This is a genomic window from Mesorhizobium sp. M0011, assembly GCF_040324155.1.
GTDB lineage: Bacteria > Pseudomonadota > Alphaproteobacteria > Rhizobiales > Rhizobiaceae > Mesorhizobium.
The window spans coordinates 48,291-66,778 of the sequence record NZ_JAMYVQ010000025.1 but is presented as its reverse complement, the minus strand read 5'-3'; the positions used below and the strand labels follow the sequence as shown (position 1 = coordinate 66,778).

The window sequence follows — 18,488 nt, the reverse complement described above, 5'->3', positions numbered from 1 at the left end:
CTTGAAAAAATAAGGAAAAGCGCTTGGCGACAGCCAAGTCTGTTTTCCTAAAACTCACAAGCTATTTTTATCAGGGACAGTGCAGCCGGTCAGGTTGCGGCACCTTCGAAAACCAGAGGTCATAAATTGAGCGATGCAATTGCGGACGTTTTGAACTGGCTTGATAGCAGGACCGACATCCAGAGCCTGAGAGCCGCGGTGTGCGACCTCAACGGCATCATGCGCGGCAAGCGCATTCCCGTCGAGCAGGCAAGAAAGGCGCTGGAAGGCAAGCTGCGCATGCCTTTTTCGCTGATCGGGCTCGATGTCTGGGGCGAGGACATCGAAGGCAACACACTGGTATTCTCGACCGGCGATGCCGACGGACTGTGCCAGTGGACGGGGCGCGGCATTCTGCCGGTGGCCTGGACGGCGCATCCGACGGCGCTTGTCCCCCTCTGGCTCGCCGACGAAAGCGGCGCGCCTTATCTCGGCGACCCGCGACGGGCGCTGGCCCGCATCCTCGATCGCTACAAGGCCTTGGGCCTGACTCCGGTCGCGGCAACGGAACTCGAATTCTACCTCGTCGATCCGCAGTCGCAGCGGCCGGTCGGACCGGTCTCGCCGGTGACCGGACGCCGCCTCGATTCCGACGCGGCGCTGTCGATCGACGAGATTGACGACTTCGAATCCTTCATCCATGACGTCTACGAGGCCTGCCGGACGCAAGGCATTCCCGTCGACACGGCCATCGCCGAGAACGGCGTCGGCCAGTTCGAAATCAATCTGAACCATGTCGCGGACGCCTTGCGGGCGGCTGACGATGCGGTGCTGTTCAAGCGCACCGTGAAGGGCATTGCCCGCAAGCACGGCTTTGCCGCCTGTTTCATGGCCAAGCCCTATGGCGACCGGGCCGGCAACGGCTTTCACGTTCATTTCAGCCTGATTGACGGCGAAGGGCGCAACGTCTTCGATGACGGCACCGACCAGGGTTCTGAGACCATGCGCCATGCGGTCGGCGGCCTGCTTGCGGCAATGGCCGAAAGCACGCTGGTGTTCGCGCCGCACTTCAACTCCTACCGCAGGCTGCGCCCGAGATCCTATGCGCCGACCGCAGTCGCCTGGGGTTATGAGAACCGTATGGTCGCGATCCGCATTCCCGGCGGGCCAACCGGTGCGCGCCGCATCGAGCATCGCGTTTCGGGAGCCGACGCCAATCCCTATCTGGTGCTAGCGGCCATATTGGGCGCCGCACTGACGGGCATTGAAAGACAAATATCGCCAGGCGATCCGATCGGCACCGACGGCCAGGGACTTCCGCCGGCAAAGCTGCCGCCGGACTGGGCGTCGGCGATCGCCGCCTTCGAGAGCGGGACGCATGTGGCGGAGATTTTTCCAGCCATCCTGCGCGACTCCTTCGTTGCCTGCAAACGCCAGGAATTGAACACGTTCGCGCTCAATGTCAGCGATTTCGAGATCGAGACATACCTCGAAAGTGTTTGAGGCCCGATTGCCCCAGCGGCATTGGTTCCGGCCGATTTTCGAGCAGCCGCAAAGCACTTGCGGTGGGGTCGCTAACCGGGCATAAACATGATGGTTTTTATCATGTATTATGGCTGGGATCACAGGACTTGACCTTCGTTGCGCGCATGGAAAGCCGGATTGAGGGCTTTTCAGTCATTGGCGACCTGAAATGGCATGTCTGGGACGGCGTGGTCGCCGACCTCTGGGATGTCTCATGCGGTGACAAGGCCGAAGGCTATTACGTCTCCCCCGACCCCCGGCTGTTCGTCGCGCTCGATGTGGATGGCGATGGCGCTTTCTTCGTCGAAGACGCCAAGGGCGAATTGCGCCGCCACGACCAGGCTTTTTCCATGGCCTACATACCGGCCGGCGTGCCGATCCGCGGCCGGGTCGAGGGGCTGCGGCGGATCCGGCATCTCGACCTGCATTTCGACGCCGCAGTGCTGACGCGCCGCTTCGGCCGCAGCCTTGACCACGAGGCCTTGCGGATGTCGCGCTTCCAGTTTCGCGACGACCGGATCGCCATGCTTGCCGGCCTGATCGCCGCCGAATGCGGCAGCGACCGGCCCCTGCATGATCTCTATGGCGAGGGTCTGCTCAATGCCTTGTTCGCAAGCCTGTTCCAGATCGACCGGCCTGATACCCTTAGGCGGCGGTCGCCGCTGTCGCGCCGCAAGCTGCGCCTCGTCACCGACTACATCGACGCGCATTGCCTGGAAAGGATCCGGCTTGCCGACCTCGCCGCGCTGACCGGCCTGTCCGAAACCGCTATGAGTCACGCCTTCAAGGCGGCGACGGGCGTGCCGCCGCATCGTTGGCAGATGCAGGCGCGGGTCGACAGGGCCAAGGCCATGATGGCGCGTGGCACCGCTTCACTTGGCGACATCGCCGAGGCAACGGGTTTTTTCGACCAGGCGCATCTGACGCGTGTGTTCAAGTCGATTGTCGGCGTGACACCCGGCGCCTGGATGAGGAGCACCAGTCGCCAGTGACATTTCCGCAACATCACACCGCGATGTCCCTCGTTTGGACAAGAATGGACAAACTGCCCAATTCCGTCCAATGACCAGCAGATAAGTTGAGATAAATGATCAGGTATCTCAATATCGACAGGCGGGGACTTCCTGATGAGCAGAACTTACCGGATGAAGGCGCTTCTGGCGGCCAGCGTCGCCGCAGCCGCGATGATCCCGCCAATGGCCGCGTTGGCGCAGTCGGTGCAAACCAGCACCCAGCTTGAACCGGTGGTGGTCGTGGGCGAGGCCGGCGATGGCGCGACCGGACCGGTTAAAGGCGTCGTCGCCAAAAAAAGCAGGACCGGCTCCAAGACGGCGACCGACATCAAGGATATCCCACAATCCGTTTCGGTGGTCGGACGTCAAGAGATCGACGACCAGGGCGCACAGAAAGTCGACGAGGCCTTGCGCTACACGGCCGGGGTGTTCGCACAGCCCTTCGGCCCGGACAGCGACACCAACTGGCTGTTCATCCGCGGTTTCCAAGCCACGGCTGATGGCACCTACATGGATGGGCTGCAACTGTTCAGCTACGCCTTTGGCGGCTTCTACGTCGACAGCTTCGGCCTCGAGCGAGTCGAAGTGCTGAAAGGGCCGGCCTCCGTACTCTATGGCGGCAGCAATCCCGGCGGCCTCGTCAACTATGTCAGCAAGCGACCGGATGGCAGGCAGCGCTATATCGAGACCGGCGTCAACGATGCCGGCAATGTCTATCTGGGCTTCGACATCGGCGACGTCGACGGCAATGGTGTTGTCAGCTACCGGGTAACGGGCAAAGTCGCCGGCGGCGACACCTACAGCGATTTGCAGAATGGCTGGCGCGGCTTCATTTCGCCCAGCATCACCTGGCAGCCCGACGAGCAGACCAAGCTGACGGTACTGGCCAACTACAGCCACATCGACGAGAACCACAATGGCGGCAGCTTCCTGCCTTACATCGGCACTGTAACGGATCGGATTATCGGCGGCGTGACTTACGGTCGAATCGACCCAGATGCCAATTTTACCGAGCCGAGTGTCGATCTCTACAAGCGCGAGCAAGGTTCGATCGGCTACGAGTTCGAGCACACTTTCGACAACCAATGGACGGTGCGTTCCAACATGCGCCTCAGTGCGGCCTCGATTAATGAAGTCAACGTCTACGCCAACGGGTGGGCGAGCGCGACGCAGCTCAATCGCATCAATTTCGGTCACGATACCGACGCCACGACATTCCTGTCGGACCTGCAGATCGAGGGCAAGGTGGAGACAGGCGCTGTGGAACACACGCTGCTGGCCGGCATCGACTACAAATATTACAACATCGACCAGGTGCAATCGTCGGCGCTCTTCGGCACAACCCCTCCCATTGATGCTTTCGACCCAATCTACGGCGCGCCACTGACGCCACGAGTCAGCTACCTCAATCAGGACTTGACCCAGAAGCAGCTCGGCTTCTACGCGCAGGACCAGTTGCGCTTCGGCGACGGCTGGCTGGTGACGCTGAACGGCCGTTACGACCGTGGCTGGCTCGACGCCGACAATCGGCCGACATATTACTCGGCGAGTTCCAGCACGCAGAACCAGACTGTCGGCGACTTCTCCGGTCGCGCGGGCCTCGCCTATGAGTTTGCCAATGGCGTAACCCCCTATGCCAGCATTGCCACCTTCTTCAACCCGCTCATCGGCACCGACGCCAACGGTAATCTGTTCAAGCCGGAAGAGGGCGTGCAGTACGAAGTCGGCGTCAAATATGTGCCGACCTTTGTCGATGGCCTGTTCACCCTGTCGCTTTTTGACCTGACCCGTCAGAATGTACCGTCGAACGTTACTTTCTTCACGCAGTTGCAAACCGGCGAAGTGCGCTCACGCGGTATAGAACTGGAAGGCAAGGTCAACGTCACCGAGGATTTCCGGCTCACCGGCGCTTTCACCGCCTATGACATCGATATCACCAAGGACGCCAACCCGGCGCTGATTGGCAAGACGCCGTTCATCGTGCCAGAGGTGATGGCCTCCGCCTCAGTCGACTATACTTTTCGTGGCGGCTGGTACGACGGCATCTCGATCGGCGGCGGCCTGCGCTACGTCGGCTCCTCATGGGCAGACAACGCAAACAACAACAAGGTTCCAGCTGTCACGCTGGCCGACTTGAAGCTTGGCTACGACAAGGAGACCTGGGGTGTCGATCTGAACATCACCAATCTGTTCGACAAAACCTATGTCTCGAGTTGTCAGACCACCACTGTCGAAGCCTGTTCTTATGGCGAAGGCCGCTCATTCAAGCTGAAGGCGCATACGACTTGGTAGCCATGTGCCGAATCCGCCAGTGATGATCCATCTGCCCAACAGACGGCAGGTGCTTGCGCTGGCGGCCGCGGCATTGCTGCCACCGGTCGCCGCCAGGGCGGCGGCGATGCGCGTTGCCGCGATCGACTGGGGCATGCTGGAGACGTTGCTGGCGCTCGGCATCGAGCCGGTGGCGGCGACCGAACTGATCCAGTTCCGCAAGATCGCGGTCGAGCCGGCGGTTCCTCAATCGGCAACCGATCTCGGGCTGCGCGGCGCGCCCAATTACGAGCTGCTGCGCATCGTCGCGCCTGATCTCATCGTGATCTCCAATTTCTACGAATACCAGCGCCCGATGCTCGAACGCATCGCGCCGGTGTTTGCGCAAACGGTCTACGAGGCCGGCGTGCCACCTTATGCGCTCGCCGAGGCGGCGACACTGGCCCTGGGCGAAAAGCTGGGACGGCAGACCGAGGCGAAGCGCTACGTCGATGAGACGGCGGTCGAGATCACGCAGCTTGGCGCCACCTTGCCCCCCTCCCCCGCGCGGGTCTTCGTCATCAGTCTCGGCGATAGCAGGCATTTTCGAGCCTTTGGCCGCGATTCCATATTCGGCGATGTGCTGACGCGTCTCGGCCTGGTCAATGCATGGACCGACGAGACGAGCTACAGCGCGGCGGCACCCGTCGGACTGGAGGCGCTAGCGCGCGTGCCGGAGGCGTCGATCCTGATCGTTTCGCCACTGCCGGCAGATGTCGGGCGTTCGCTTCCTACAAATGCCTTGTGGGACGCGCTACCCGCTGTCCGCCAGGGGCGTGTTGCTGTGCTGGATCCGGTCAACCATTTCGGTTGCCTGCCATCGGCACGCCGCTTCGCGCGTCTGGCGACGGCCGCCCTTGCCGGGCAGAGCCATGGCTGAGCGCACCATAAGCGATCGCACCGCGACGAGTGCCGCGCTGTCGCCAATCGCCCTGTGGGACCTCCTGGCGGCGCTGGCTGCGCTCCTCTTCGCATGGCGCGTCGGCATGCAATGGCCGGCCGCACCGCCGGGCGACGGCATTGATCTCGACAGCGTCATCCTGGTCTACAGCACGCTGCCGCGCGCCGCCGTGGCGGTGCTGGCCGGCGCGGTGCTCGGCCTGTCCGGCCTGCTGTTGCAGCATGTGCTGCGCAACCCGCTGGCCGAACCGTCGACGCTCGGTATTTCGGCCGGCGCGCAACTGGCGATGACGATCGCCTCGCTTTACGCACCGCTGCTGATGGAGCGGTCGCAGGGCCTGGTCGCCTTCGCCGGTGGCATCGCCGCGGTGCTGCTGGTGCTGGCATTGACCTGGCGGCGCGGGCTGGAACCGGTCTCCGTCGTGCTCGCCGGGATGATGGTGGCGCTGACCGCCAGTTCCGTCAGCGCAGCACTGATCCTCGCCAATGGCGAGTACCTGTTTTCGCTGTTCATCTGGGGCGGCGGATCGCTGGTCCAGCAGGACTGGGAGCCGACCATCGCGCTGACGATCAGGCTGGCGGCCGGTGTGGTTGCCGCATTGATGCTGCTGCGGCCGCTGACCATTCTTGGTCTCGACGATGCCTCGGCACGCGGCCTGGGCGTCGCCCGTCACTCAAGCCGCTTTCTCATCATCGCGCTTGCCGTGTGGATGGCGACGTCGGTCGCGGCAGAGGTTGGCGTCATCGGGTTCGTCGGTCTTGCAGCGCCGGCGCTGGCCACGCTTTCGGGCGCCCGCACACTGCGCCAAAAACTGATCGCCGCGCCGCTGATCGGCGCCGTGCTGCTGTGGCTGACGGACGGGCTGGTACAGCTGGCCGCCGGTTCCGGTGGCGAACGCATTCCGACCGGTGCCGGCACCGCCCTGCTCGGCGGTCCGCTGCTGCTGTGGCTGTTGCCGCGGCTGCGCCTTTTCGAGTGGCCGCATCTCGGTTCGAATGGTACCGCACCGCGCAAGGCCAGCCGGCCCTGGCTCATCATCCTGCTTCTGCTTGCGCTGGCGCTTGTCGCTGCCATCGTGGCGCTTGTCGTCGGGCGTGGCCCGGACGGCTGGTCTATTGCTGGGGGAGACCTGTTAACCGATCTCGCCGCGTGGCGTGCGCCGCGGATCGGCGTGGCGGCCGCCGCCGGCGCCATGCTCGCGGCCGCCGGCGTCGTCATCCAGCGGGTCACCGGCAACCCGCTGGCAAGCCCCGAAGTGCTGGGAGTCGGCACCCGCGCCGGTGCCGGCCAGGCCGCCGTGGTGATGGTCAGCGCCCCGGCCAGTCTCGGCTGGCAGCTCGCCGGCTCAGCCCTGGGCTCACTGGCGGCCTTGGTTGCCATGCTGGCCCTTGCCGCACAAGCAAAGTTCGGTGCCGAGCGGCTGCTGCTTGCCGGTATCGCCATGAGCGCGCTGTGCAGCGCCGCGATCACCGCGTCGATCGCCATGGGCAACGCGCAGTCCTACATTCTGTTGCGCTGGCTGAGCGGCTCGACCGGCCAGGCGTCGGCGCTCGATGCAGGGCTGGCAATCGCCTGTCTGTTGCCGCTGACGTTGCCGCTGTTCCTTGCCGCCCGCTGGCTGGACATCCTGCCGCTCGGGTCCGACAGCGCACGCGGGCTGGGCGTGCCGGTTGCCGGCGGACGGCTGATGCTGATCGTCGTTGCCGCGCTGCTGACCGCGCTGGCCGCCATGGTCGTCGGGCCATTGAGCTTCGTCGGCCTGATCGCGCCGCACCTCGCCAGGTTGGTGGGGTTTTCGCGTGCCCGCGTCCATCTCGCCGGAGCGATGCTTCTGGGCGCCCTGCTGATGATCGTCTCGGACTGGCTATCGCGCATGGCGGCCTTTCCCTACGAACTGCCCGCGGGCCTGTTCGCTTCGCTGCTTGGGGGGCCGTATCTCGTCTACCTGCTTGCCAAGGGCGTGCCGCGCCAGGGCTGACAGGTGCCGAAATGCTATGAGGTTCTATCCATAGGGCTAGGCCAGTGCGGCCAAGCTGGCGCGCATCGATCGGTCATGTTCCGGCAGCCGCGATACGGTCGGCAGGCCGCGGGCTTCCTGGGCGCCGAAGCCCAATCGGTTCAGACAGGCTCGCGCCAAGGCCGCATTGCTGTCGATGACGACCAATCCAGTGATATCGTTGAGGCTGGCGGCCACCACCGACAGTTCGGTGCAGCCGAGCAGGGCTGCATCGGCGCCGGCCGCTTGCGCGATGTCGAGCGCGCGCTCGGTTTCAACCGCCGCATCAGCGATCGAACCCGCCTTGATGAGGCTGATCGCGCTGTCGACGCAGGCCTGAAACTCGGTGTTCGCGGGAAGGCAGAGCTCAAATCCCGCTGCCGACATCCTGTCCTGATAGAAGCCGGAGACCAGCGTGCCTTGGGTGGCGAGAACAGCAACCCGGCCCTGATCCAGGCTGCGACGCGTCTCCGTCACCACAGCATCTCCGATATGGATGATTTCCGCGCGCGAATTCGCCGCCAGTTGGCCGTACCAATGGTGGGCGGTGTTGCACGGCATCGCGATGCGGGCGACGCCGAGCGCATTGAGCGTCGCGACCGCGGCTTTCAAAGGCGCCAGCGGCCCGTCATGGCCGGCAAGGATGGCTTCGGTCCTGTCGGGCAGCTGCGGGACACTGAGGATCACGGCAGGCACATGTTCGTTGTCCCTGAGCGCCTGGGTCATCCGGGTCAGCTTGAAGTAGAAATCAGCCGAAGCAAGCGGCCCGAGACCGCCGATAATGCCGAGCTGGGGACGGATGCTGTCGTCGATCATCTGACGGGCTCGGCTTCGAGCTGGTCCGAGGCGGCGTCAGTCTGCGTCGTCTCCCTGTGGCTGGGAGCGATCATTGCCGTGCTCGCCGCGACGGTGCAAACGCTGGCCAGCGTCATGAACGTGTCCACGGCCGCATCCACCGCGACGAACAGGGCGAACGCCGCCTCGAAGGGAAGCTTCAGGTATCCGCAGACGATGGACATCTGCGACAGGATGAGCAGGCTGCCCATGCCGCCGGTGGTGAGCGCGAGAAGCGCTGAGATGATACCGACGAGCACGAGGTCCGAGACTGCAAGCTGGTGGCCGTAAAGCTGGGCGATGAACAGCGCACCCGAGGTATAGAGCAGTGCCGGGCCTGTCCGCAGCAGTGCCGCCTGTAACGGCACGAGCAGTTCGACGACCACCAGGCTGAACCGCAGGCGCTCGCTCAAAAGGTTGATGACCCAAGGGAGCGAGGCGACCGTAGAGCGTGTGGTGATGGCCACCATGAGAAGGGGCTGGCAGGTCTTGATCGTGGTCCAGTAGCTTCGTCGCGACCGGATGGCGATAATGGCAAAAGCCCCGGCAACGAATATGAGGCAGGAAAGGCCCATCACCAGCAGGTAACCGCCCATCAGTGTGAGCGGCTTGGTTCCAGTCGACGCGGTCTGGTCCGCGATCAGGATGAAGGTTGCAAAGGGCAACCCCCAGATGAACCAGTTGGTGAGCACCGTGCAGGCCCGGTAGACCGCGTTGAGCGCCTGGGTCAGGCTCATGGACGAGGGCTGGGGAATCTTCCCCATCGCGAGCCCGAAAAGCAGGCAGAACAGCAGGACCTGAATGGTCTGGCCCGAGGCCAGGGCATTGAAGACGTTGTTCGGCACCAGGTCGAGCAGGATCGAGTGCCCGCCATTGGGATCCCCATTGGAGGCTGGCGGCTGGAACGGGAAGGCGAGATCGGTGGATACGCTGCCTTGCGAATTGATGAACTCGCCAAGCTCGATGCGCGACTGGGGATTCTCGATCTGGCCCGGCTGCAGGATCAGCGACAAGGTGCCACTCACCAGCACGCTCAGGAACGACACGACCAGCACGGCCATACCCACCTTGCCGAGGTAGCGGACCGATTTCGGGTCCTGGACCATCGCCGTGATGGAGAAGATGACCGACGAGACCAAATAGGGCAGGACGACCATCTTGAGGAAATTCAGGTAGAGCTGTGCGACAGGGCTGATCGCATGGGCAAAATCTGGATAGTAGAGGCCGCACAGGATCCCTGCAGCAATCATCGCGATCGTCGTCACGGGTGATCGCAGTATGCGCCTGGCCATCAGGCGCCAATCGAAAGGCAGGGGTCCGGCTAACTCGGAGATTGCCATGTCAGGCTTTGCTCCCCTGGCGATAGCGGGCGATGATCTCGTCCGTGCTGAGAACCTGCTGACCCCGCGCGAGATCGAGATACAGATCGACAAAGGCTGCGAGATGCGGATTGTCCGGCCGCACGCCGACTGCGATCGTATCGACCTTGTCGGTCAGCGTGATGGAGCGCGCGACGACCGTCATCGACGGATCGTCGACCATCAGCTTCTTGATCTCGAAATCATCGCGATAGGCCATGTCGATCGTCCCGTTCCGGATCGCATCGATGATCAGATCCCAGCTTGCCAAGCGGTGGATTTGCGCATGCGGGAAAGTCGTGGCCGCATAAGTGGCGAATGAAGAGCCCTCGATCACGCCAAGATCGCCTGAGAAATCACGGACGATCCCTTCGGGCGGCTTGCCTTGCGCGATACGCGCCAGGTTGAGGCGGTTGGCGATCAGCCCTTGCCGCAGCATGGCGTAGGGGCGCGAATAGATGATCGACCGGCCGCGCTGAAGCGTCCGGCTGAGCTTGCCAATCGCCAGGTCGGCCTGTCCGGAACTGACCTGTTTCACAATATCGTCGAACGTTGCGGCGGATCGGTCGAACACTGGCTCGACGCCAAGCGCCGCGGCGATGCCGTGGGCCAGTTCCATGTCTATGCCATCGTCCCCCGATCCGTCGGCCGGGAAGAACGGATTGGAAGCGAAGGCCGGCATTGCGATGCGCAATGCATCGCCGCTCGCGATAGGTTGAGGGGCGCTCTCCGCCTGCTGTCCCAGAGTGCTGGCTGCGCGGGCTTGCGAGATCAGCAACCCGCCGCTCCCGGCCGCAAGCAGTGTACGACGTGTAACCGGCATGCGCGTTCTCAATTAACCCGGGAAAGCTGCAACATGCACAACCGGCGTTAAACAAACGTATATATTACCCTATGTCTTTTTATGTATTGGATAAGCAGCTTAGCGCCACAAATATGAGCAACGCCTAATATAAAAAGAATGGCGGAAGGATCGCGATACTTCCCGCCCGCCGATCAGCTGGCCCTTAGGCGATCAGCTGGACTGTCAAAACGTCTCAATCCACGGTCGCAACTCAAGCTCCGAGCTCCAGGCGCTGCGATGCTGGCGATGGGTTGTGAGGTAGGCCTCGGCGATGGCATCCGGCGACAGGCGGCGGTCCGGCCGGTCGGGATCGGCTGCCTGTCCGGGCGGCTCGATCTGGCCGTCGATGATGAAGTGGGCGACATGGATGTTCTTCGGGGCGAGTTCGCGGGCCATGGACTGCGCCAGGCCGCGCAGGCCGAATTTCGGCATGGCAAAGCCGCCCGAGCCGGGAAAGCCCTTCACACTGGCGGTGGCGCCGGTGAACAGGATCGAACCGGATCCCCGGACAAGCAGCCGGCGCGCCGCCTGCTGGCCGACCAGGAAGCCGCCATAGGCGCCGACCAGCAATGCCTGCTTGACCGCTTCCGCATCGAGCTCGGCGATCGGGCCGCGTGTGCGTGCGCTGGCGTTGAACACCACGAGCGCCAGCGGGCCGGCCTTGTCGGCGGTGTCGAACAGCCTGGCGACGGACGCAGCGTCGGCGACATCCGTCTCAACGGCCAGCGCACCGGTCTCATCGACCAGAGCGCCCAGCTTCTCGACGTTGCGGGCGGCCAGAACCACGCGAAAGCCTTCCCGGGTGAGAAGGCGCGCAAGCGAGGCGCTCAGACCAGCGCCCGCGCCTGCAATGACGGCCACATCGGATGTCATGATTTTCTCTCCCTTGCGGATTTCGGCGGAAGCGTTTCGCCAGATCGAGCAAGGTCGCGCCTTCGCGCATGATAGGCAAGAGGTGGCATTGCCGCTGTGTTGAGCCCAAACGACCGCAGAACCGGCGTTGCGCAGTCCAGTGTCGCCCGTGGCGCTACGAGGATAGGTCCGCCTCGGCACCGCGACCCCGCCTCGACAGGGGCAAGGCTTGGACCTTGCTCACCAACCGGATCCATCCGACACGTCATTTCGACAGTGGAATCGTTTTGCTTCGTCAAGCGGTCGGCGGCCTCATTAATGGGGACTGGAGCATGGTCCCGAAAAGTGGGAAACGGTTTTCGGAAAAGATCATGTTCGATAAGGAAACGATTATGGAACCAATCTGGGCCGTCGGCCTGATGACCGGCACGGTGCTGGACGGCAACATCGACGTCGCGCTGATCAAGACCGACGGCGAACGTATCGAGGATTTCGGCACCTACCGGCTGATGCCCTATCCTCCGTCGATCCGCTCCCTGCTGGAAGAGACGCTGACGGAGGCGCGGGCGTGGAATTTCGTCGGGCCGGAGCCGACGATCTTTCGTACCGCGGAGCAAGCCCTGACGCGCGCGCAGTCCGCGGCCGTCAAGGAGTTGGTCGCAGGCTATGGCATGACGATGGCCGATATCGGCATCGTCGGTTTTCACGGCCAGACCGTTTTGCATCGCGCGCCGCAGGTTGGACGGCTGGGCCAGACAAGGCAGCTCGGCGATGGCGAGCTGATGCATGCCATCTTGGGCACCAAGGTCGCATACGATTTCCGCTCGGCCGACATACGCGCCGGCGGGCAAGGCGCGCCGCTGGCCGCGGTCTATCACACCGCGCTGATGCGCAGCGCCGGCGCCAATGGCGAGGTCGCCGTACTCAATCTCGGCGGCGTCGCCAACATCACCTGGTGGGATGGCGCCGACAATGTCGTCGCCTTCGACACCGGACCCGCCAACGCGCCGCTGAACGATTTCATCAAGTCGAAGGGGCTCGGCGAGATGGACCGCGACGGCGCGCTTGGCCGTGCAGGTAAGGTGGACGAGGCCCGGCTGGCCAAGCTGCTGCAGCACCCCTATCTCACCAAGCCCTATCCCAAATCGCTGGACCGTTTCGACTTCGGCGCCGCCATGGCGGACGGGCTGGATGCGGAGGATGGCGCGGCACTGCTCACCGCCTTCACCGCAGCAGCCGTCGGCAAGGCACTCGACCTCTTACCAAGCCGGCCTAAAAAGCTGGTGGTCAGCGGCGGTGGTCGCCATAACCCGACCATGATGGCAATGCTGGCCAGCCGCGCCGGCGTCGAGGTGGTGCTGGCGGAAAGCCTCGGTTGGAGCGGCGATGCGGTCGAGGCGGAGTGTTTTGCCTTCCTCGCGGTTCGCGTGTTGCGCGGCTTGCCGATCAGTTTCCCGAGCACCACCGGCGCGCCGCAGCCGATGCGTGGCGGAAAACTCGCCGGCTAGACTCTTGCTTTGACGCAACTCCGGACGGAAAACCGCTTCACACTTTTCCTGGAATTGCTCAACCGCCAACCAGTTTCTTTTGCAGGAAGATGCGGCTGCGGCCGACAGGGAAATCGGCCAGCGAGCCGAAGGGCCGATAGCCCTGGCGCTGATAGACCTTGGCGGCGTTCGGATTGAAGGTATCGATCCAGGCATTGTTGCAGCCGCGCGCCACCGCTTCCTGTTCGGCCGCGTCCAGCATTGTGCCGGCCATGTGTCGGCCGCGCAGTTGCTCATCCACCCAGAGCCATTGCACATAAAGCCATCCCCAGGCGGTATAGCCAGAGATGCCGGCGACGACCGCGCTATCCTCGCCCCGCACGAACACGGCAAGCGCCTTCCTCTCAGACGCGCCGACATCGCCGTCATTGAACGCCGTCAACCTTTCGCCGAGAAAGGCGAGTTCCTCCGGCGAGGGATTTGCCGTCGTTTCAATGGTAGTGTTCATCGCTTATCCGAGACGGGTTGCGTATCGGTATCGCCGCCGTTGCGAAATTCGGAGGCGGCAATGCCGTAGCGCTTGAGCTTGTCGTAGAAGGTCTTGCGCGGCACGCCCAGAGCATCAATGGCGCCGCGCACGTCGCCGCCATGGTCGCGCAATGCGTCGCGGATGAGCTGTGCTTCGTATTGGCCGACCCGTTCGGGCAATGCTGCCGCAGGCTCCGGCGAATGCGCGGAGACCGCCCTCCTCTCATCTTCCGGACCGAGGCCGAGCGCAACACGGTCGGCAAAATGGGCAAGCTCGCGCACATTGCCTGGCCAGTCATGCGACTGGAGATGATCGCTGACCGCAGCGTTCATCTTCGCGATAGGCCGGCCGAACCGTTCTGCCGCCTTGCCGAGGAAATGCCCAAACAGCATCGGGATATCGCCGCGCCGTTCGCGCAGCGGCGGTATGCGCAGCGTCACCACGTTGAGGCGAAAATACAGATCCTCGCGAAAATCGCCGCGCTGGTCCGACCGCCCGAGATCGACCTTGGTCGCGGCGACGACCCTGAGATCGATGCGCCTGATGTCGTTCGAGCCAAGCGGCGTGAGGCTGCGCGTTTCGAGCACGCGCAGCAGCTTGACCTGGAGCGCCGGCGGCATGGATTCGATCTCGTCGAGAAACAGCGTACCGCCGCTGGAATGCTCGATGCTGCCGATCCGCCGCCGCTGCGCGCCGGTGAACGCGCCCGCCTCATGGCCAAACAACTCGCTCTCGATGACCGTCTCCGGTAGGGCGCCGCAGTTCAGTGCCACGAAGGGTTTTGAGCGCCGCCGCCCCCACCTGTGCAGCAGGTCAGCCACCACTTCCTTGCCGGTTCCCGTTTCTCCCTCGACCAGCACGTCGACATCCATGTCGGCGATCTGGCGCAAGGTCTCGCGCAGCCGCTTGATGGCAGGAGCCTCGCCGATCAGCGGCAGGCCGTCAGTGGCGAGCGCCGCGGCTTCGCGCAGCCGCCGGTTCTCCATCACCAGTCGTCGCTTCTCCGATGCCCGTTTCAGCGCCTCGACAAGGCGGTCGCCGGCAAAGGGTTTTGGGATGAAATCGTAGACACCATCCTTGAGCGCGGCCACTGCGAGGTCGACGTCGCCATGGCCGGTGACCAGGATCACGGGTATGTCCGGGTCGATCGCCTTGATGCGATCGAACAGCTGCAGCCCGTTCATGCCCGGCATGCGGATGTCGCTGACCACCACGCCTTCAAAGGTCCTGTCGACAACGGCAAGCGCTGCCTCGGCGGCGTCGCGCGCGACCACAGTGAAGCCGGCAAGCTCGAGCAATTGCGTTGTGGCGTGAAGGAGGTCCGCATCGTCGTCGACGAGCGCCACCAACCCTGATCCCTCAATCATTCAATTCGCCTCAAGTCGACGGTAAAAGATGCGCCGGTGCCATTGCTGGGATCGAGCCGCAGCGTGCCGCCCAATTCCTGGGCAATCTCCTGCGAGATCACCAGCCCGAGACCAAGCCCCTTCTCCTTGGTGGTCTGGAACGGCATGAACAGATTGCCGGCTGCTTCCGGGCCGAGACCTGGGCCATTGTCGCGCACCGAAATCAGCACCCTGTCGTCGTGCTCGGCGAGTTGGATCTCGATGCGGGGATCAGACTGGTCCTTCATCGCGTCGAGCGCATTCTGCAAAAGGTTGACGAGTATCTGCTCCAGCCGGATGCGGCTGGCCAGGACCACCGGCGAGGCATTGCCGCGCGGCTTGACGATGGTCACGCCGGAATCACGGATGCGGCCCGACAGCAGCGACAGCGCGCCATCAATTGCCTCGCGCACCGGCAGCGGCGAAGCGGCAACCCCGGGTCGACGGGCGAAAGTGCGCAAGGTGCCGGTGATCGCGCCGATGCGCTCGGTCATCGACACGATCGACGTCAGATTGCCGCTGGCCGGTCCGGTTTTGCCGGTTTCGAGAAAGCGGCCCGCATTCTCGGCATAGGTGCGGATAGCGGCGACCGGCTGGTTGATCTCGTGCGCCACGCCGGCGGCGATTTGGCCGAGGATGGAAAGCCGGTTGGCCTGGGCGAGGTCGTCGCGCAGCCGGCGCACCTTGGCTTCGGCATTCTCGCGCTCGGCGATTTCACCGGCAAGTGCGGTGTTGGAGCGGGTCAGCTCGGCCGTTCGCGTGCTGACTCGGCTCTCCAGTTCGGCATTCATACGCGCCAGCGCCTCCTGCCTCAGCCTGCGCGTTCGCCGGCGCCGGGTCAGCACGTAGGCAAGCAAGCCCATCAGCAGAAGCCCAAGCAGCGTGGTCAGGCGCGCCGTGTTGGCGGCCGATGAAAGAGCAGCGTCGGCGGGAGTGAGCAGCCAGAGACGCCAGCCAGGAACAGCACCAGGCAAATCCTGCACCACCTCGACGAACTGGCGCGGTTTTCCCGCGTTGTCGAGCGTCGCCAGGCCGTCACCCGCGCCGCGCCGGATCGGCAGCGGCTCGAAGCCTGCATCGGCCAACTGGAGCTGCTCGTGGGCTGCGGCGGTGTCCTCGGCCGACAGTGGTGCCAGCGCACGGAACCGCCAGTCGGGCTGGCTGGTAGCCAGCACCACGCCGCGTTCATCAGTGATGAACACAAGCAAACCGCTGGAACGCCAATTGGCTTCGACGCCGTCGAGTTCGACCTTCAGCACCGCAACGCCAAGCGGCTTGCCGCCATCGTCGACGCGGCTGGCAAGGTACAGCCCCGGTCTGCCGCTGATTGTGCCGAGGCCATATTGGCTGGCAGCACCCTTGCTCATCGCTTCCTGGAAATAGTGCCGAAAATTGTAATCGATGCCGACAAAGCTCGCCGGTTCGTCGGCATTGCTGGCTGATATGGCGATGCCTGCCGTATCGATGATGTAGATGGCGGATGCCGAGGCATCGCCGGCAATCGACTTGAGCTTGTCGTTGAGGGCCTTTTCTTTCATTTTTCCGGCCCGGCGCAGAGCGCCGCGCACCGCATCGTCTCTGGCCAACACCAGTGGAACCAGGCGCTGCTTTTCGATTTCGCCGGTCAGGGTTCCCGCCGCCAGCGGCAGTGCGGCGAGTGCCGTCTCGCGCAGATTATCGGCCGCCTGGCCGGAGGCGATGCGCCCGGCAATGGCGATCGCGCCGGCCAGAAAGGCAAGAGCGACGACCACGGCAACCCAGCGGCCATCGCGCAGCCGCGCCAGCGCCTCGCGCAGCAATTCACGGCCGGCAAATCCAGGGAATCCGCTATCGGTGTCTGCTTGCGGCGTCTGCCCTCTCCCCTTTGCTCGCGGCTTTCGGCCAGTGTAATGCGAAAATCCGCCCAGGCAAACACTGCCTGTGCGGAAATCCGCACAGGCTTTGCCCGCATGACGTCAGACAAAGGCGGAAATCCCGTGGTTCCGGCCTTTCCGCGAACTGGCACAACGCTTGCAAAACTCCCTGGCAGCGGCGTGCGACCGGAGCGCCGCGATGGGAGAAGTCACGCAGGGCGCTCCGCCCCATCCGGCCAGGGAGAGTTCGATGCACATCGCAGACCAATCAGGCGCGCTTGCCGCGCAGCGCAAGCCTTTCTATGCCCAACTCTACGTGCAGGTGCTCGTCGCGATCACGGTCGGCATCCTGCTCGGCCATTTCTATCCGTCGGTCGGCGAGAGCATGAAGCCGCTCGGCGACGCCTTCATCAAGCTGGTCAAGATGATCATCGCCCCGGTCATTTTCCTGACCGTGACGACGGGCATTGCCGGCATGAGCGACCTGCAGAAGGTCGGACGTGTCGCCGGCAAGGCGATGCTCTATTTTCTCACCTTTTCGACGCTGGCTCTGATCATCGGCCTTGTCGTCGCCAATGTCGTGCAGCCGGGCGCCGGCTTCAACATCGACCCGGCGACGCTCGACGCCTCGACCATCAGCACTTACGCCGCCAAGGCGCACGACCAGTCGGTCACCGGCTTCCTGATGAACATCATCCCGTCGACCATCGTCGGCGCCTTCGCCGATGGCGACATCCTGCAGGTGCTGTTCTTCTCGGTGCTGTTCGGCATCGCGCTGGCGTTGGTCGGCGACAAGGGCACGCCCGTGCTCAATTTCCTGCAGGCGCTGACGACACCGATCTTCAAGCTGGTCAGCGTGCTGATGAAGGCCGCCCCCATCGGTGCCTTCGGCGCCATGGCCTTCACCATCGGCAAATACGGCATCGGCGCGGTCATCAACCTCGCCATGCTGGTCGGCACCTTCTACGTGACGTCGTTCCTGTTCGTGTTCGTCGTGCTTGGCGCGGTCTGCCGCTACAACGGGTTCTCCATCCTGTCGCTGATCCGCTACATCAAGGAAGAGCTGCTTTTGGTGCTGGGCACCTCCTCGTCGGAGGCCGCCCTGCCCTCGCTGATGGAAAAGATGGAGAAGGCCGGCGCCAAGCGCTCGGTCGTCGGCCTGGTCATCCCAACCGGCTATTCCTTCAACCTTGATGGCACCAACATCTACATGACCTTGGCGGCGCTGTTCATCGCACAGGCGACCAACATCCACCTGTCGATGGGTGACCAGATCCTGCTGCTGCTGGTGGCCATGCTTTCCTCCAAGGGTGCCGCCGGCATCACCGGGGCCGGCTTCATCACCCTTGCGGCGACGCTTTCGGTGGTTCCGGCGGTGCCGGTCGCTGGCATGGCGCTGATCCTCGGCGTCGACCGCTTCATGTCTGAATGCCGGGCGTTGACCAACTTCGTCGGCAATGCTGTCGCCACGCTGGTGGTGGCGCGCTGGGAAGGCGAACTCGACGAGGCCAAGCTGGCGAGGGCGCTGGCGGGCACGGCCGACGATAGCCTGCCGGCGGACGTTGTTCCCGCCGAGTAATGACGCGCGGTCAATGCGTAAAAGGCCGGAGGCGTGCTGCCTCT

Annotated in this window: 14 protein-coding genes; 7 read left to right on the top strand and 7 right to left on the bottom strand. The window is 63.8% G+C overall.

Annotated elements, in window-relative coordinates:
* The first annotated feature begins 126 nt into the window (after window positions 1–126).
* The 5 genes from NKK51_RS24115 to fhuB all read left to right on the top strand — a co-directional run bounded on the left by NKK51_RS24115 (window position 127) and on the right by fhuB (window position 7,705).
* Window positions 127–1,482, top strand: a complete 1,356-nt coding sequence (locus NKK51_RS24115) for a glutamine synthetase family protein (protein WP_127268594.1) — start codon at window positions 127–129, stop codon at window positions 1,480–1,482.
* Window positions 1,483–1,610: 128 nt separating this feature from the next.
* A complete protein-coding gene (locus tag NKK51_RS24110; RefSeq protein ID WP_023808772.1) occupies window positions 1,611–2,495 on the top strand; it encodes a helix-turn-helix domain-containing protein in 885 nt (294 codons plus the stop codon).
* A gap of 135 nt (window positions 2,496–2,630) precedes the next feature.
* Window positions 2,631–4,808: a TonB-dependent siderophore receptor gene (locus NKK51_RS24105; RefSeq protein WP_352554814.1), complete on the top strand. Its 2,178-nt coding sequence runs from the start codon at window positions 2,631–2,633 to the stop codon at window positions 4,806–4,808.
* A 22-nt stretch (window positions 4,809–4,830) separates the two neighbouring features.
* Window positions 4,831–5,706 carry an ABC transporter substrate-binding protein gene (locus NKK51_RS24100; RefSeq protein WP_352554832.1) on the top strand — a complete coding sequence of 292 codons (876 nt, stop codon included), beginning with the start codon at window positions 4,831–4,833 and terminating at the stop codon, window positions 5,704–5,706.
* Window positions 5,699–7,705 carry a Fe(3+)-hydroxamate ABC transporter permease FhuB gene (fhuB, locus tag NKK51_RS24095; RefSeq protein ID WP_352554813.1) on the top strand — a complete coding sequence of 669 codons (2,007 nt, stop codon included), beginning with the start codon at window positions 5,699–5,701 and terminating at the stop codon, window positions 7,703–7,705. The genes NKK51_RS24100 and fhuB overlap by 8 nt, the downstream gene beginning before the upstream one ends.
* A 36-nt stretch (window positions 7,706–7,741) precedes the next feature.
* On the opposite strand, the gene cuyB is transcribed toward fhuB, so the two are convergent.
* The 4 genes from cuyB to NKK51_RS24075 form a co-directional block, all read right to left on the bottom strand.
* Complete coding sequence (cuyB, locus tag NKK51_RS24090) at window positions 7,742–8,539, bottom strand: cysteate racemase (protein ID WP_352554812.1); 798 nt, start codon at window positions 8,537–8,539, stop codon at window positions 7,742–7,744.
* Window positions 8,536–9,897 carry a dicarboxylate/amino acid:cation symporter gene (locus NKK51_RS24085; protein WP_352554811.1) on the bottom strand — a complete coding sequence of 454 codons (1,362 nt, stop codon included), beginning with the start codon at window positions 9,895–9,897 and terminating at the stop codon, window positions 8,536–8,538. Before NKK51_RS24085 ends, cuyB begins: the two co-directional genes overlap by 4 nt.
* Before the next feature lies 1 nt (window position 9,898).
* The gene (locus tag NKK51_RS24080) at window positions 9,899–10,738 is read right to left on the bottom strand and encodes a substrate-binding periplasmic protein (protein ID WP_352554810.1); all 840 of its coding nucleotides are present in this window, start codon (window positions 10,736–10,738) and stop codon (window positions 9,899–9,901) included.
* Between the two features lie 204 nt (window positions 10,739–10,942).
* Window positions 10,943–11,632, bottom strand: coding sequence for an SDR family NAD(P)-dependent oxidoreductase (locus NKK51_RS24075; RefSeq protein ID WP_352554809.1), 690 nt, complete (start codon window positions 11,630–11,632; stop codon window positions 10,943–10,945).
* 371 nt (window positions 11,633–12,003) lie between these two features.
* Between NKK51_RS24075 and NKK51_RS24070 the strand changes: the two genes are divergently transcribed.
* On the top strand, window positions 12,004–13,119 hold the full coding sequence (locus NKK51_RS24070) for an anhydro-N-acetylmuramic acid kinase (protein WP_352554808.1): 1,116 nt from the start codon (window positions 12,004–12,006) through the stop codon (window positions 13,117–13,119).
* A gap of 58 nt (window positions 13,120–13,177) precedes the next feature.
* Here NKK51_RS24070 and NKK51_RS24065 read toward each other — a convergent pair whose 3' ends face one another.
* The 3 genes from NKK51_RS24065 to NKK51_RS24055 are packed head-to-tail and all read right to left on the bottom strand — an operon-like array spanning window position 13,178 to window position 16,811.
* On the bottom strand, window positions 13,178–13,606 hold the full coding sequence (locus tag NKK51_RS24065; protein WP_352554807.1) for a GNAT family N-acetyltransferase: 429 nt from the start codon (window positions 13,604–13,606) through the stop codon (window positions 13,178–13,180).
* Window positions 13,603–14,994 (bottom strand): sigma-54-dependent transcriptional regulator, encoded by a 1,392-nt coding sequence (locus NKK51_RS24060; RefSeq protein WP_352554806.1) that lies wholly within the window; start codon window positions 14,992–14,994, stop codon window positions 13,603–13,605. The genes NKK51_RS24065 and NKK51_RS24060 overlap by 4 nt, the downstream gene beginning before the upstream one ends.
* Window positions 14,991–16,811, bottom strand: coding sequence for a sensor histidine kinase (locus NKK51_RS24055; RefSeq protein ID WP_352554805.1), 1,821 nt, complete (start codon window positions 16,809–16,811; stop codon window positions 14,991–14,993). Before NKK51_RS24055 ends, NKK51_RS24060 begins: the two co-directional genes overlap by 4 nt.
* A gap of 304 nt (window positions 16,812–17,115) precedes the next feature.
* Here NKK51_RS24055 and NKK51_RS24050 point away from each other — a divergent pair, with 304 nt between their 5' ends.
* Complete coding sequence (locus tag NKK51_RS24050) at window positions 17,116–18,444, top strand: dicarboxylate/amino acid:cation symporter (RefSeq protein ID WP_023808783.1); 1,329 nt, start codon at window positions 17,116–17,118, stop codon at window positions 18,442–18,444.
* Window positions 18,445–18,488: the final 44 nt, after the last annotated feature.